The 15580-nt window shown below is 46.1% G+C and carries 13 protein-coding genes; 5 read left to right on the top strand and 8 right to left on the bottom strand.

Annotation, left to right across the window (positions count from 1 at the left end; genetic code table 11):
* Positions 1–36 precede the first annotated feature (36 nt).
* Both Q366_RS17060 and Q366_RS17055 read left to right on the top strand, forming a co-directional pair.
* On the top strand, positions 37–2496 hold the full coding sequence (locus Q366_RS17060) for a tetratricopeptide repeat protein (protein ID WP_051958121.1): 2460 nt from the start codon (positions 37–39) through the stop codon (positions 2494–2496).
* 39 nt (positions 2497–2535) lie between these two features.
* Positions 2536–4632, top strand: coding sequence for a transporter substrate-binding domain-containing protein (locus Q366_RS17055; protein WP_245619997.1), 2097 nt, complete (start codon positions 2536–2538; stop codon positions 4630–4632).
* A gap of 140 nt (positions 4633–4772) precedes the next feature.
* Here Q366_RS17055 and gabD read toward each other — a convergent pair whose 3' ends face one another.
* The 4 genes from gabD to Q366_RS17035 all read right to left on the bottom strand — a co-directional run bounded on the left by gabD (position 4773) and on the right by Q366_RS17035 (position 8336).
* The gene (gene gabD, locus Q366_RS17050; protein ID WP_035241269.1) at positions 4773–6230 is read right to left on the bottom strand and encodes an NADP-dependent succinate-semialdehyde dehydrogenase; all 1458 of its coding nucleotides are present in this window, start codon (positions 6228–6230) and stop codon (positions 4773–4775) included.
* Between the two features lie 17 nt (positions 6231–6247).
* Positions 6248–6601, bottom strand: coding sequence for a zinc ribbon domain-containing protein YjdM (locus Q366_RS17045; RefSeq protein WP_035241267.1), 354 nt, complete (start codon positions 6599–6601; stop codon positions 6248–6250).
* Positions 6602–6818: 217 nt separating this feature from the next.
* Positions 6819–7364 carry a CBS domain-containing protein gene (locus Q366_RS17040; RefSeq protein WP_035241264.1) on the bottom strand — a complete coding sequence of 182 codons (546 nt, stop codon included), beginning with the start codon at positions 7362–7364 and terminating at the stop codon, positions 6819–6821.
* A gap of 96 nt (positions 7365–7460) precedes the next feature.
* The gene (locus Q366_RS17035; protein ID WP_035241261.1) at positions 7461–8336 is read right to left on the bottom strand and encodes a radical SAM protein; all 876 of its coding nucleotides are present in this window, start codon (positions 8334–8336) and stop codon (positions 7461–7463) included.
* Positions 8337–8662: 326 nt separating this feature from the next.
* On the opposite strand from Q366_RS17035, the gene Q366_RS17030 reads away from it, so the two are divergent.
* From Q366_RS17030 to Q366_RS17020, 3 genes are all read left to right on the top strand, one after another.
* The gene (locus Q366_RS17030; RefSeq protein WP_035241258.1) at positions 8663–9274 is read left to right on the top strand and encodes a hypothetical protein; all 612 of its coding nucleotides are present in this window, start codon (positions 8663–8665) and stop codon (positions 9272–9274) included.
* A gap of 119 nt (positions 9275–9393) precedes the next feature.
* Complete coding sequence (locus Q366_RS17025; protein ID WP_035241256.1) at positions 9394–10290, top strand: hypothetical protein; 897 nt, start codon at positions 9394–9396, stop codon at positions 10288–10290.
* 139 nt (positions 10291–10429) lie between these two features.
* A complete protein-coding gene (locus tag Q366_RS17020; protein ID WP_035241254.1) occupies positions 10430–11026 on the top strand; it encodes a hypothetical protein in 597 nt (198 codons plus the stop codon).
* A 487-nt stretch (positions 11027–11513) separates the two neighbouring features.
* Here the strand turns inward: Q366_RS17020 and Q366_RS17015 are convergent, their stop codons facing one another.
* From Q366_RS17015 to phnC, 4 genes are read right to left on the bottom strand one after another with little or no spacing between them, the layout of a single operon-like run.
* Positions 11514–12506 (bottom strand): phosphonate dehydrogenase, encoded by a 993-nt coding sequence (locus tag Q366_RS17015; RefSeq protein WP_035241251.1) that lies wholly within the window; start codon positions 12504–12506, stop codon positions 11514–11516.
* Between the two features lie 9 nt (positions 12507–12515).
* The gene (phnE, locus tag Q366_RS17010; protein WP_035241248.1) at positions 12516–13316 is read right to left on the bottom strand and encodes a phosphonate ABC transporter, permease protein PhnE; all 801 of its coding nucleotides are present in this window, start codon (positions 13314–13316) and stop codon (positions 12516–12518) included.
* Positions 13317–13330: 14 nt separating this feature from the next.
* On the bottom strand, positions 13331–14194 hold the full coding sequence (phnD, locus tag Q366_RS17005) for a phosphate/phosphite/phosphonate ABC transporter substrate-binding protein (RefSeq protein WP_035241245.1): 864 nt from the start codon (positions 14192–14194) through the stop codon (positions 13331–13333).
* A 41-nt stretch (positions 14195–14235) separates the two neighbouring features.
* Positions 14236–15048: a phosphonate ABC transporter ATP-binding protein gene (gene phnC, locus Q366_RS17000; RefSeq protein ID WP_035241242.1), complete on the bottom strand. Its 813-nt coding sequence runs from the start codon at positions 15046–15048 to the stop codon at positions 14236–14238.
* Positions 15049–15580: the final 532 nt, after the last annotated feature.

The following is a 15580-nucleotide window of genomic DNA, read 5'->3' as shown; positions in this document are numbered from 1 at the left end:
CATATTTAGTGCCTGAACAGATATTAAGGACACGGTATGACAACTTCAAACAGCAATAAGACGAATAGTGAAAAGGCAAGCGTTGTCACCCCGGGCCCTGCGGATCAACTGGTGGCCCAAGGGCTCAAGCTTCATAAAAAAGGGGATTTCCCCAATGCCGGGCGCTATTATAAGCAGGCCATTCAAATGGACCCTGGCAACGCGTCTGCCTATCATTTTCTTGGCATACTGGCCAATGAGGCAGACAAGCCCGAGCTTGCCGTTTCCTTGATTAAACAGGCCCTCTCTCTGTCCCCTGAACTGGCACCAGCCTATTACAACCTGGGGGCGGCATTGACCAAACTGGGGCGCAAAGATGAGGCCAGTGCCAGTTATGAACGCGCGTTATCCCTGATTCCGGATGATGTTCAGATTTCATATAATCTGGGGCATCGGTATTCAGACCATCAGGAAAGGGCCCCGTCCCCAAAAAAGGATGAAAAGCAGCCCCTTGGACACCCCGGGGAAGGGCATCCGCCCAACGACCAGATCCAGGGATTGATCAGGCTGTATCAGGCCGGAAATATGGCCCAGGTCGAACAAAACTGCAAAGAGATGCTTAAAAAATTCCCGGATTCTTTTATTCTGTTTAATCTGTTAGGTGCCGCGGTCCAGGCCCTGGGGCGGATTGAAGAGGCGATCACGGCTTTTGACCGGATGCTTGGGTTGAATCCCCACTTCGCCGAAGGCCTCTATAACCGCGGGGTCGCCTACGCGGAAATGGGGCGAATTGAAGAGGCGGTGCAGGATTACACCATGGCCGTTGGGATTGACCCCAATTTTTATAACGCCCATCTTAATCTCGGGCTCGCATTAGATACACTTGGGCATCCTGATCAGGCCGTTCAAAGTTTTGACCGGGCCATTGCCCTGGAGCCTGACAATGCCCATGGATACAACAACAGGGCGTTTTCGCTGATGAATGCCGGAAAGATGAATGCCGCTTTAAAGGACTGTGAAAAGGCCATTGCCATTAATCCCAAACTTCCGGAAATTTATAATATCCGCGGGTTGGTATTTGATAAGCTTGGCAAGGCTCAAAAGGCCGCAGACAACTTTAAGCAGGCCCTTCAACTGAGGCCCGGGTCTGTTCAATTTCAGGTTAACCTTGCCAAAAATTTGAATACACTCAAAAGGTATGAAAAGGCCCTGGCGTATTGTGACCAGGCGATTGAATCCCATCCCAATTCCCCGGACGCCTATCATAACAGGGGCATGGCCCTGCACGGACTGATGCGGTTTGAAGAGGCCATTAAAAGTTTTGACCGGGCCATTGAACTTGACCCGAAATTTTGCGAGGCGTTCTGCAACAGAGGGATTTGTTTCCATAGCCTGGGACTGATCGAAAAAGGATTTGCAGATTTCAACCAGGCGATTGCATTGGATCCCGACAATGTCCACGCCCTTTCCAACCGCGGACTGTCCCATCGTTTCTTCGGGCGGTTTGAAGAGGCTGAAAAGGATTTTGACCATGCCCTTTCCATTGAACCTGATCATAGCTCAACTTTATTGAACAGGGCGTTTTTGTATCTTCTCACAGGCGATTTTGAAAAAGGGTGGGCTGAATATGAATGGCGGTGGAGCAAATCGCCCCGAAGAACTTTTTTGGATGGAAAGGTCTGGAATGGCGAACCCTTATCCGGTAAAAGCATATTCATCTATGGAGAGCAGGGGTTTGGCGATTTTATTCAATTTGTCAGATATCTGCCCCTGCTCCGGAACATGGGCGCACTCGTCATTTTGGAGAGCAAACCGGCTTTGGCAAGGCTGATGGCAAATTTTGAAGGATACGATCGCCTCCAGATCCAAATGGATGACAATAATACCCGAATCTCAGACCGGTTTGACTATCATCTGCCGATCATGTCTCTGCCCAGGCTGTTTAAAACAACACTTGAAACGATTCCTTCAAAGGTGCCGTATCTGACTGCTGACAAAGAGTTAAGCAGGATCTGGCAAGGCAGAATAAAAAAAGGAAAAGCATTGCGTGTCGGGGCGGTATGGGCGGGAAACCCTTCTCATAAGGGAGACAGGCAGCGGTCAGTCAGTTTAAGCCGGTTTTTACCTCTAAAAGAGATAAACGGCGTTAACCTGTACAGCCTTCAAAAGGACGCCCATAAATTATGGACAGACAAAGATCCGGACATCGTCTTTACCCGGGATTTGGGAAAAGGGATTTCTGACTTTGCCGATACCGCTGCAATCATCAACAACCTGGATTTAATCATTTCAGTGGATACGGCGGTCGTTCATCTGGCAGGGGCCCTTGGAAAAGAAACCTGGGTGCTGCTGCCTTTTTCTCCGGACTGGCGATGGCTGACAAACAGAGACAACTCTCCCTGGTATCCGGGTATGAGATTATTCAGGCAGCGCTCTCCAGGAGATTGGGACTATGTGTTTAAGACCGTAACAGGGGCAGTGAAACAAAAAATTGCAGAGGATGTCATCGGCAAATAGCATCGGTTGCAGATCCTTTTTTTTATAATGAATAATTTTTTGAAACTTGACTTTGGGCATTTTTTTACAGGATTCATACTGGCAACGGTGTCCATCATTGGACTGTCGCTTACGATTGCTGCCTACTTACATGCCTCAAATACAGGGAATATCCAGCTAACCCCGGCTGAAAAGGCCTGGGTTGGCAGACATCCAGTGGTCACCATTGCAGGCCCCCGATCCTTTCCGCCATTCCATTATTATGAAAACGGCAGATTTAAAGGCATCTCAGCCGATTACACCACCCAGGTAGCCGCCCGATCAGGGCTTAAGCTGCGTGTCCTGGCAGATCCGCCCTGGTCCCAGGTGCTGGAAAGGAGCCGCCAGGGGGACATTGACCTGATCACCTGCATCGCAAAAACAGCTGAGCGGGAAACCTATTTGGATTTTTCTGTGCCCTATCTGACGTTTCCCCTGATTATTGTTACCCGTGACAACAGCCCCTTTATTGGCGGAATTGAAGATCTTCATGGGAAAACCTTGGCCATGGTGCCCAAAACCCTTACACAGGAATGGCTTTCCAGGGACGGGATTGACTTTTCACCCATTTATGTGAAATCCCCGTTACAAGGACTTGAAGAGGTCTCCTTTTCACGGGCAGATGCCGTCATAGAGAACCTGGCGGCAGCCACCTATCTGATCCATAAAAACGGGCTGGCAAATCTTAAAATCGCAGCGCCCACACCCTATGATAATTATCAGCTGTATATGGCCGTGCCCAAGGGGAACCAGAACCTTCTCACAATTGTAAACAAAACACTTACCGCCATTTCTCCCCGGCAAAACAGTGATATCCGCAACCAGTGGATGTCCGTCAAATACGACTATGGCGTCAGCCCGAAGAATTTATTCCGATCTATCTTTCTGGTTCTTTTGTTCTTCCTTGGCATTGTTTCTATTGTCCTGTTCCGGAACCGCAGGCTTACAAAAAAGACCCGGGAAAGGATTGCCACGGAAAAAGCCCTGCGCGAAAGCGAAGAAAAACTTCGGAACATTCTGGAAAACAGCACCAGCATGTATTACGCCCATACCCCTGAGCATGAAATCACCTATATCAGCCCCCGGTGCAGACAGATCCTGCAATGCGAACCCGAAGAGGCCATGAGGCGATGGACTGAATTAATCACGGATAATCCCATCAATCTCAAAGGGGTTGAATATACTGAAAAGGCGATTCGAACCGGGCAGCGCCAGCCCCCATATGAACTGGAACTGAAAGGAATGAAAGGGCGCAAAGTTATAGTGGAAATCCGTGAGAACCCGGTTGTGGAAAATGGCAGGACCGTGGCCATAGTGGGTTCTGTAACCGACATTACAGAGCGTAAAAAAGCTGAAAAAGACAAGGAAACCCTGGAACGCCAGCTTGTCCAGGCCCGAAAAATGGAGTCCATCGGCACCCTGGCAGGCGGCGTTGCCCATGAGTTTAACAATATTTTGGGAATCATTCTGGGCAATGCCCAACTGGCACTGCTGGACCTGCCCGAAGATAATTCAGCCCGGTCGCGCATCAATGGGATTCAGACTGCCTGCCTCAGGGCCAAGGACGTTGTCCAGCAACTGCTCAGTTTCAGCCGGCAGACAGAACAGGGGAAACAGTCCTTAAATCCTTCCAAACTGGTGACCGATACGGTCCGGCTTTTAAGGGTGTCCATGCCCTCGTCCATTGAAATTCTGTGCCAGAACCATCAGCCCGTACAGCCAATCAATGCCAATCCCGCACAGATCCAGCAGGTCATTATCAACCTGTGCAACAATGCAGTTCAGGCCATGGAGAACGGCGGAGGAACCCTGACCATATGCCTGGAAATGACGGATATCCATGATTTAAAGATGCCCGAACCCAAGGCGTTCCATGCAGCCGGGGCTGTCCGGCTTACCATTAAAGACACAGGCACAGGTATTGATCCGGCCATCCAGGACAGAATTTTTGATCCCTTTTTTACCACCAAGGCGATCGGTAAGGGATCGGGCATGGGACTGGCTATTGTTCATGGCATTGTTTTCAATCATGGCGGCGTCATATCCGTAAAAAGTGAAAAAGGGTGCGGTTCTGTGTTCACTGTTCTGTTGCCGGCAAACCCCATGCCCCCGGCCTGACACCTGGCGCCTGACACCATTGCTTTCAACGTTTTAACAGCGTATTGCCCATTTTGAACGTAATAGCCCGGCAAGGGATATGTGTTTATCGCTTGCCGGGCTGGGTTTTGCATCTAAAAAAATGTTGTAGAATGATCAGGTCAGCTGATGCCGGCCATGCACATGTACTTGATCTCCAGGTAATCATCCAGTCCGTACTTGGAGCCTTCCCGGCCGTTGCCCGATTCCTTGACCCCGCCAAAGGGGGCCACGGCATTGGAGATGATGCCGGAGTTGATGCCGATCAGGCCGTATTCCAGTTTTTCGCCCACCCGCCAGGTCCGGGCCATGTCCCGGGTGAAGAAATAGGCAGCCAGGCCGTATTCTGTATCATTGGCTTTTTGGACCACCTCTGCTTCGCTTTCAAACTTGAAGATCGGGGCAAAGGGACCGAAAATCTCCTCTTTGGCCACGAGCATGTCGTCTGTGACGTCTGCCAGGACCGTGGGCGAAAAAAAAGTGCCGCCCAGGGCATGGCGTTTGCCGCCTGCCAGCACTTTAGCGCCTTTGTCCAGGGCATCATTGATATGACGTTCCACACTTTCAACGGCCTTCATGTCAATGAGCGGGCCCTGGACCACCCCTTCTTCTATGCCGTTGCCCACTTTAAGGGTTGCCACAGCCCGGGCCAGTTTTTCACAGAACTGATCATAAACCCCTGCCTGGACATAAAGGCGGTTGGCACAGACACAGGTCTGGCCGGAGTTGCGGTATTTGCAGGAAAGGGCCCCTTCAACCGCCGCATCAAGGTCTGCATCGTCAAATACAATAAAGGGGGCGTTGCCGCCCAGTTCCATGGATACCCGCTTCATGGTGCCGGCACAGTCCTGCATCAGTTTTTTGCCAACTTCCGTGGAGCCGGTAAAGGTCAGTTTCCGGACAATGGGGTTGGCGGTCAGCTCACCGCCAATGGCTGACGAAGATCCTGTGACCACGTTAAAGACGCCCGGGGGCATCCCGGCTTCCTGGGCCAGTTTTGCAATGGCCAACGCGGAAAAGGGTGTGGCTGTGGCGGGTTTGACCACCATGGTGCATCCGGCTGCCAGGGCTGCACCGGCTTTCCTGGTGATCATGGCGCTGGGAAAGTTCCAGGGGGTGATGGCGGCAACCACGCCCACAGGCTGTTTGATCACCACCAGGCGCTGGGACGCAATGGTCTGGGGGATGATATCGCCGTAAATCCGTTTGGCTTCCTCGGCAAACCATTCAAAAAAGCTGGCTGCGTAGGCGATTTCGCCCCGGGATTCGGCCAGGGGCTTGCCCTGTTCCGCTGTCATGAGCAAGGCCAGGTCTTCCTGGTTTTCCATGAGCAGGTCATGCCACCGCCTTAAAATGGCAGACCGCTGGGCTGCGGTTTTGCTGCGCCAGGCAGGCAGACTCCCATTGGCTGCATCAATGGCCCGCCGGGTTTCATCGGCACCGCAAAAGGGCACGGTTCCCAGAACTTCCCCTGTGGCCGGGTTGGTCACCGCAACGTTTTTTTTTGAATCTGCTTCAATCCACTGATCCTGAATAAAACAGGCCTGGCAAAGCAGGCCCGGGTCTTTTAATTTAATCATGTTCACCTTCCTTTACTTTAAGCCTTCTTAACAACGGAACATTTAAGGTACATGGCGCCGAACCCTGCAATCTTACAGGAAATATCGTGACCATTCACAGGGTCGTCAAGGAGTTTGATGTTTTTGACCTTTGTTCCCAATTTGATTGTGTCCTTCCCGGCCATGAGATCTTTGATGGTGGTGACTGTGTCTCCATCCTGCAACGGATTACCATTGGCATCAAGGAATCGTGGTGCATCTTCCGGGAGGGTATCATCAGACGCCTGATTTGGTGCCCACTCATGGGCACATTCCGGGCATATCCACAGGAGTCCGTCGGGATAGGCATAAGGTGAATTACATTTGGGACATATATTTTCTTCAACTGACATAGCAAAATTCCTGGTTGATTATATAAACTGATTTAAATCTTTTTCTCATGAAGTGAAAGATTTATCACCATGATAAACCCCTGCTATACACAAGCATGTTGTGTATAGCAGGGGGGCTCGATTTAAGTCAAGACAACAATAAATGCCTGAAAAATTCGGAAGAAAATATTCTAATATTTCAGAATCAACCCTTTTTTACGGGAGTTCGGCGTGCAAATTATTGGGGACGCGGACAGGACAACATCTGGCCTCTGATCACCTCAAACAAATCACAAAATCTGAGGACACCGGTGACTGTATCGCCGTTTTTTACGATTAGAGGCTGGTGGGCGCCCATAACATATTCATGCAGCGCTTTTTCCAGGGAATCGTTCTCCTGAAGGTATTCAACGTCGACAGGTACGTGCATGATTTCGGAAACCTTGATGTTGGCGCCGCGCTCACAAATGTTCTTCATGGGCTCCATCCAGAGGTTGAAATCCCGGATCGCATTGATCACATAATCCTTGGTCAGTGTGCCGTCGTCATAGTTTTTGAACAGTTTTTTATAGTTGGGCTCAAGCGTTCTGAAAATATCAAGCATGGTAACTTTTCCCCTGAACCTGCCATTGTCGTCCACTACAATAACATCCCTGTGGGAATGGTGGATGTCGGATTTGTTCTTTTCCAGAACCTGGAATACATCATAAACAGTGTCAGTTTCCTTGACGGTCACATAGTCGCGTAAGGGAATCATAACCGTTTTTATTAGAATATCTTTCATGGCATTCTCCTCAAAAGGTTTATTAAAGGCTTCAGTTATTACGATGCTTCACCTGAAAAGATATGAGAAAAATATGGGAAGTCAAGCTTTATAAATTTATTGATCTCCAATAAAAAACGGACGAAATTGAGATTCAGGCAATTGATAAGCTGCTTTAATCTGCGCCAAAATTTGGTTTTGCGATTCAGGTAGCCTGCCGTGCACATCAATATAATTTGTGTAATGATCACTGGCTAAATAGGAAGTCACTTTTAACTGCCGGATTAACCGTTCGGTTTCTTCTATAACACCATGCGGCCCCAGCATTTTAAATTTGCCGGACTCAATTTCATCCAGGATTGGTGTGTTGATTTTCGGTACAAAAGTTCTGAGCCTGATAAAGTCAGGATTAATCTGGTTGAGCGCATTTGCCGTTGCGTCTGCATGCGAACCAGTCAAAGCTACGCCTCCCAATCCCAATACAACATAGAGACTTAACTCTAATCCAGTGGCAACAACCCATTGACCTGCTTCGATCTGATGTTTGGCATCTGCTCCTTTTTTCACATGGCGCAGAACATCATCATTGCCAGATTCAAGGCCAACATGGATACGGTTTAACCCGGCATCTGCCAATTGTTTTAGGCCACTTCGTCCTTTTTTATGGATATATTGGGACGAGCCGTAGACAGTTATCCGTTCTAAATCAGGAAAAACTTTGCGAGCATAGATACAGATCGCAGCTAGGTCATCTGTTTTCATCGCAATGGTATTTCCTGCCGGGAAAAACAGAGTTTTCAAATTAGGTCCATAAATCTTGGATGCAGAATCTATATCCTCCATAATTTCTTGAACCGGTCTGATCCTGAAACGAGGACCATTTTTATAAATCGTACAAAAAGTGCATTTATTGTGGGGGCATCCGACTGTGGCTTGAATTAAAAGTGAATCCGCCTCACTGGGGGGACGATATATGGGGCCTTCATATCTCATGCTGTTTTTTTGACATGTTATCAGAGAAATTACAACAATGAAGCATAATCATCCTATTTCATTCCGCCTGTGCTCATTTCCCGGAATATTTCTGGAAACCAATTTCCGGTTATAACTGGCCAGCACATTCGGATTAATCTGAATCAATGCCATTTGCTGTTTAACCCCACAAATTGAATGTTATCCCGCTAGAAAAATTCTATAACACCGGCACAAAATGATTGTCAATTCGGTTCGTTATTGATACAGAGTTTGTACATGTTATTTGTTGGAGTTATACAGAAAAAAAACTACATAATCACTTGTTATAAATGAAGAGTGCATAAATGATAGAAATCCTGATTGAAAAAAAATTATTTATCCCATTGGCTCAAATAGCTTCAGCCTTGATTGCTTTGTTTGCTGTAATCGTGACTCAGATTTTATTATCTAATCGTTCCAGAAAAGAAATTGAGGCCAAATTCAATTTACTTAAGAAGGAACAAGAACATTCAAGAAAGAGTGAGCTTATTAAAGAGATTCTTAAAAAAGCTGAAGAAATATTTTTAATTCTACAAGTGTCTTTGGAAGAGCTTTATTCAACAAGAGAAAAATTAGATGATTTGCTATCAAATAAAAATAAAACAGAAGAAGATTTTCACAACTTCCTCAAGCATGCACGGGAAGTTACAAAAAGAAGTATCCAGCAGAGACTGAAAGCGGAGTTACTTGTAAATATTTATATTCCGAACCTAAAGCCTGTTGTAGAACACTGGAGAAATTTGGAAAACCAAACTGAATCATGTTGCGCTGCACTTGAAGGTAAAGCCATGATAATGAAAAATCTTGAAGAGGTAGAAGCAGAACCTCTTTGGGAAGTATACTGTGAGCACATAGGCTTTTACCATGAGACTTCACAAAAACTCTCTGAGTGTACTCAGAATATTTTATCAAAATAAGAACATATCTAAGCGGTTGCACAAGGATACCAACCTCTACGCTGCGCTTCTACGTTGGCACCTGTGAGCCTTGGCGTTGTCGTTGGTTAATTTGCATGTTGTAAGGATAAAAGTAAAAAATGAACAAAAAAGAAGAAAAAACAGTAAGGTCTTATTTGCAAGATATTTTATATGCTATCCAATATCAAAGTAGAATCGAGAAATTTGATAAGAAACAGGAAAATTCTAATGTCAATTTTTTGTTCGGTATTTTTGCATTTATTTCTTTAATTCTAATCTCAAACGGCTCGCAAAATAACCCAGATTTCAGTTGGTTACAGAATAATGGATTTGCTCTAAAATTATGGGGGATTTCTCTTGCAACAATTTATTTAGGCATTTCAATTGAAAGGCTGACGTTCTTTAAACCGCTTTGGGAGTATACCCTAACAAAAGTCGCTATATCCGTAGCTATTTCGTTGCTGATTGTATTTTGCACAGGTAAAGCTGCTGGAATTATCAATTCCGTGTTTGGTGTAGATGCCTCTTCATTCCCGTTTACGTTAACTTTCACTACAGCAATGATAGTCTTTAACTACCTTGTCCCATTGATTTTCTTTCTTGCGCTTGTTGGCGGTGTTCACTTATTCATAGTCATATCATGGTGTAAAAGCCGATTATATGACAAAGACGAACCTATAGATTTGCCACCAATGAATTCTGTATTTTTCGCCATTTTGTCTGGATTTATTGTATATTATGGCTGGCAATGGTCGACAAAGAACTTTAGCTATGATGCTATTCCACAAAAGGCATATCTTTTAGCCCATAAACTTGATTTCAATACCAAGCATGAATGTGCCAATCTAAAAAGTGGTATACCAGTTGTATTTTTAGGAAACAATCAAAATACAGTGCTTGCAGACGTAGCATCACAAGATATCCCAAGTGTTGAGTGGTTTTTTGAGTCAGATATTAAAATTCCAAAGCAGTTCTACAGAGTAAAATGTGCCGTAAAAGATTATTTAGAAAATTAATATAACACATATGAGCCGTCCTCAACGCTGTGCTTCGAGGACGGATGGGGCTCTCCTAAGGATTTGTTTTTATGGAAAAGCATAATTAATGAAGCCATGCCTTCTTACTTAAAAGAAACTATATTTTTATAAAGGAATTATGGGAATCCAAAATCAAATTAAATCTAAATTATTAGAATTGGAAGGCGGAAAATTCCAACGGCTATGTGATGATTGGCTACACCGAAGAGGTTATGAAAACATCAACGCGATAGGCATGATGACAAATACCGATCGTGTTGTCAAAGGCACTCCAGATTGTTTATTCATGCAACCAAATGGGAAATATGCTTTTTCTGAATATACTGTTCAACAAGATCGGCTATCCCAAAAAATAGAAGACGATATAAGCAAATGCTTCGATGAAACAAAAACTGGAATTTCAAGTAAACAGATTAGCGAAATTATTATTTGTTACTTAGGAAAGTTATCTACACATAAAATCAACCATTTAAGAAATTTTTGCCAAGAGAGAGGAGTACTGTTAAGTCTTAATGGGCTCGACTCTTTATCTCTTAGCATTCAGAATTCTTATCCAGTTCTTTCTGAAATGTATTTGGATTTGCCATTAGATACTGGGCAGTTGTTGAGTGTTAATGATTTTATTGATCGATACAGCAAGCATAATTTTACATCGCCGGACACAGCCATCCCCAAGGCACAGATAGCGTGGTCGCGGCCGAAAATACGAGTATAGTTCCGCTTCGCCGCCCGGGGAGAGGCGGAGGCTGCGAGAACACCAGCCGGAGTCAGATTACGATGCAAAAGGGCAATGGCGGCTTCAACGCTGGTGGAAATGGAGAGTGTCATTGGGGAAACCATAAAACCCTGGCGGGGTTTCGTACATAATAATTTAATCCGTCCTTTCTTCCTTGATCATCGACCGGCATTTTCTTTACCGGAGGGCCATAGTAGGTAAAGCCCATCAAGCCACTATCAGACGCAAAAAAGAGTTTATACTGGTTGGGATGGCATTGCCATCAAAAAGAGCCACGAAACTAAAAATCGTAGAGCTATCACCACTGACCACAAAACTCCCAACCCGAGACCTATGAAGCGCTCGGTATGGACGAAGAAGGCCCGACCGTAAAAGAGAGCATGTCTCCATCAGGGGATCGGGCTTGTTGTTAATAAGCAATCATATTCTTTTTTAAGTCCAAGAGATAGGGTGATTTGTGAAAGACTTAGATACTGTTAATGGCCCCGTGTGGACGCTTGCCCTGCAGAGCCTCAACAATGTTAACTGCGGCCTCCATGGCTATATTTTTTCTGACACTTTCGACGGCTGAGCCGAGATGAGGTGTCAAAAATGTGGTATCCAGCCTGTCAGTTAGTTCAGCTGGTATGGCTTGGGGGCGGCCTGTTCGTGCCCAGTCTTCAAATTCGAACACATCGGCTGCATAACCTGCCAATTGGCCTTTCTCCAGTCCCTGCGCCACTGCTTTTTCATCAACAGAAGAACCCCGGCCAACATTGACTATATATACTCCTTTTTTGCACTTATCCAGGGCCTGTATATCTATTACATGAATGGTATCTGGGTTCAAAGGCAGGGCAACCACGATAAAATCACTTTTCCGATAGATATCTTCAAGAGATGAAGAATAGGCGTTGAGCTCTTGTTCTCTGCTCTTTTCTAGTTTACAGGTGTCGTAATAAAGGCATGAGCAGGAAAAAGACATAAGCAATTTGGCAATTGCCCGGCCAACCTCACCCATTCCCAATATGCCGATGGTTGAACCAGCCAAACCACGACCATAGAGCACTGGTCGCCACCCTGGAAAGTGGCCGTTTCGAATGAGCCGATCTCCAGCCTGCATATTTCGACCAATGGCAATCAAGTGTCCGACGGCCAGTTCTGCTGTTGGAGTCGTTAAGTGGTTAGGGACAATACTGAACCAGACACCCTTTGTGGTACAGGCATCCACATCGAAATTATCGTAGCCTTTCAGTGCCGCCCCCACAATTTTCAGTTTATTACAATGTGAAAGGAATTCTTTATCAATACTATCCGGCATAAAGGCCATAATTGCTACAGCATTCTCTATCTCAGCCCACAGCCGGCCTTTTTTCATGCTCTGTCTGGTTTGATTGGTAACCACCTCTCCATATTCTGACAGATATTCAATGATTTCTTCATGCACCCAGTGGGTTATGAGGATTTTAGGCTTGCGCATATACTCTTCCTATTTGAATTTTTTACGTAAGGTTGCTCCAAAATAATCCACCACCGTGACCATGCCGAGAATGGCAAGAAGTATGGCAGATACCTGCTGATACTGCATGAGGCGAAGAGAGGCCATGAGCTCAAAACCAATGCCGCCGGCTCCCACCATGCCCATCACCGTGGATGCTCTGAAATTATACTCCCAACGATAGACAGAGACATCGGCAAGCTGCGGCAGAACCTGGGGCAGAACCCCATGAAATATCACCTGTAGTGGTGTGGCTCCCGTTGATCGAGCCGCTTCTAGGGGTCCATCCGGGACGTGCTCGATAGCCTCGGCAAAAAATTTGCCCACCATACCGACAGAATGCAGACCGAGCGCAAGTACCCCAGGAAGAGCACCAAATCCGACAGCGGCAACAAATATTATGCCCATTATCAGCTCCGGTACCGACCTGAAGCAATTTAATATTGCTCTTGCAGACTGATAAACTACGGGATGCGGAGTTGTATTGCTGGCTGCCAAAAGAGCGAGAGGGAGTGATATTCCTATGGCCAGGGAAGTGCCGGCAATGCTCATAGCAATGGTGTCTAATATGGGTTTTAGCCATGTCTGCCAACTGGAAAAATCAGGGGGAAGACTCTCCCAGGTAAGGCTGATTATGCTTGGAATACCTTCCTGAAGACGGGGGATATCGAGGAGTCCGGTATAGTAAAACCCGGCCGCGATAACCAGCACGATTATCGCAACCTGGATAATATTTAAAAAGAGTCCCTTTTTTTCTTGTATAAGAATATTTGAGAATTCAGTTTTATACATAACAGCGAACTCTCCTACATCTTGGCAAGGTCAAGATTAAGAATTTTTGCAAGATCACGAACCACGTCGTAGTCTTTATCTTCCATAATCGCAAAACCAGTTGCCTTGAAAGGCTTGAGGATATCGTCGCTTTTCAGATTATAAAAAGCATTCTTGATGTCAGCTTTAAGTCCGGCATCAAGGTCTGAGCGAATGGCCCATGGATATTGGGGAAAAGGATCTGAATAACCAAGGACGGCGACCTTTTTGGAATCAATTATGCCTTTTTTGACCAGCGACTCAAAAATCGGCCTGCTAAGTCCGCCGGCATCTGCTCTGCCGGATTGGACAGAGACAGCTACGGCGTCGTGTGCGCCAAGAAAATGTTCCTGATAATCCTTATCATGCGCAAGGCCGACCTTTTTGAGCATGGATTTCGGAATCAGATGACTGGATGTCGAGGCAGGATCGCCAAAGGCCATATTTTTACCCTTGATGTCTGCGAAGCTTTTGATACCGTTTTGGCTATTACCGATGACCACGGCCTGATAAGTTTTCTCACCTTTATTCTCGCGTGCGGCAAACGCTTCAATATTGCTTTTCTGGGCAGCCATTACATATGAAAGAGGGCCGAAATATGCAAGCTCCAACCGTCCATGGCGCATGGCTTCAATCATGGAGGAGTAATCCGTGGTAACAATAAGCTCAATTTCCTTTTTCAATGTTTTTTCCAGATATGCTTTCAACGGCTTGTTGTCCTTTATTACTGTTGCGGCATTTTCATCGGGCAGAAGCGCCACCCGAAGGGTATCGGGATTTGTAGAAGGTTTTGCAAAGAGTTGCGTATTCAAAAACAGGGTCATCAGCAGCGCTGTCGTTAACAGCCAAATTTGTTTCATGGTATCACTCCTAAAGTTTAGTAATTAATAAAACCGTGCTCTCAGGTTGAGGCAGCAGTTTCAGCAAAAGCAGGATGAGCAGTTGTGTTTTTTACAGTTGTGTTCTCAATTAAGGGACGTGGCTGGGATTTGTAAATCAGCCGTAATGCTTTGTCTGTTAAATCTCCGACCTTGCCGTCAAAGACAACCTCACCGCCAGAAAGTCCAATCACTCGGTCAGCGAACTGACGTGCCAACTCAACCTGATGGAGAGAGATGATTGCAGAGATATGGTCTTCCCTGGCAATACGGTGGAGAATGGTAAGCACCCGTTTTGAGGTCTCTGGATCGAGACTTGCCACAGGCTCATCGGCTAGAATAAGTTTAGGTTTTTGCGCCAATGCCCGGGCAATGCCAACGCGTTGCTGCTGGCCGCCACTCAAATTATCTACTCGAGTAAGAGCCTTATCAAGCAGCCCAACCCGGTCAAGACATTCAAGAGCAAATACCTTGTCTGCACGATGTTGTGGAAATAGCGAACCTATGGTGCTGTATTTGCCGAGAAATGCCATAAGCACATTCGCCAGGGCTGTGTGTCGTTCAATCAGTTGGTGCTGTTGAAAAATCATTGCTGTTGTCTTTCGGTGTTCGCGTAAACATCGGTGGGTGTTCTTCAAAGGGCCGAGCCCCTCCGCCCCCACCTCACCTTTGGTGGGGATATTAAGAAAGTTGAGACAGCGCAGTAGAGTAGATTTTCCCGCACCGGAGGTACCAAGCAGCACGGTGAAACACCCTTTTTCAAATTCCAGGGAGGTTTTCTTGAGTGCGGTAACCCCACCGGCATATATCATTTGGAGATTGTTTATGGTAAGCATTGCTATGGTCCTTTTTTAAGAATTGTGGTTATTTTTCATATCACCAGATCCTAAAGGACACAGATTAGTATCTGATTAGCATTCTGTTTTTTTAAAATTATTTGTGATTTTTCCAATAAGATGATTTGTGGATTAACATATTGACATCATTTGTATTAATCAAAACAATGCTAAAAATAGTTTTTAGAGAGCAGACAAAGGGATAGGAGGTTGCTTTTTGCCAAGCAATGTATAAGGGATAGGGATAGGAGGTTGCTTTTTGCCAAGCAATGTATAGCGAAAGATGTAAAGATGATCAAGAGCCTGAAATATGGCCCCAGCCGGGAGCGCCCACAACATGTTGTGGGCGCTCCCGGCTGGGGGGACGGCGGTTGGGGTCGGAAACAATCCTTGAAAGAGAAAGATATAAAATCGGATCTTGAACAGCTGAAAAAGAGCAGAACAGCTATCTTTTGGGCTAATTTCGACCATACTCCACCGGAAATCCCCCAAAGCGCTAAAATTAGTGCCAGCCGCCTGCCGGGATTTGGGA

It is taken from the genome of Desulfobacter vibrioformis DSM 8776 (genome assembly GCF_000745975.1).
Classification (GTDB): domain Bacteria; phylum Desulfobacterota; class Desulfobacteria; order Desulfobacterales; family Desulfobacteraceae; genus Desulfobacter; species Desulfobacter vibrioformis.
The sequence above is the reverse complement of the archived record's forward strand: the minus strand, read 5'-3'. Positions and strand labels throughout refer to the sequence as shown.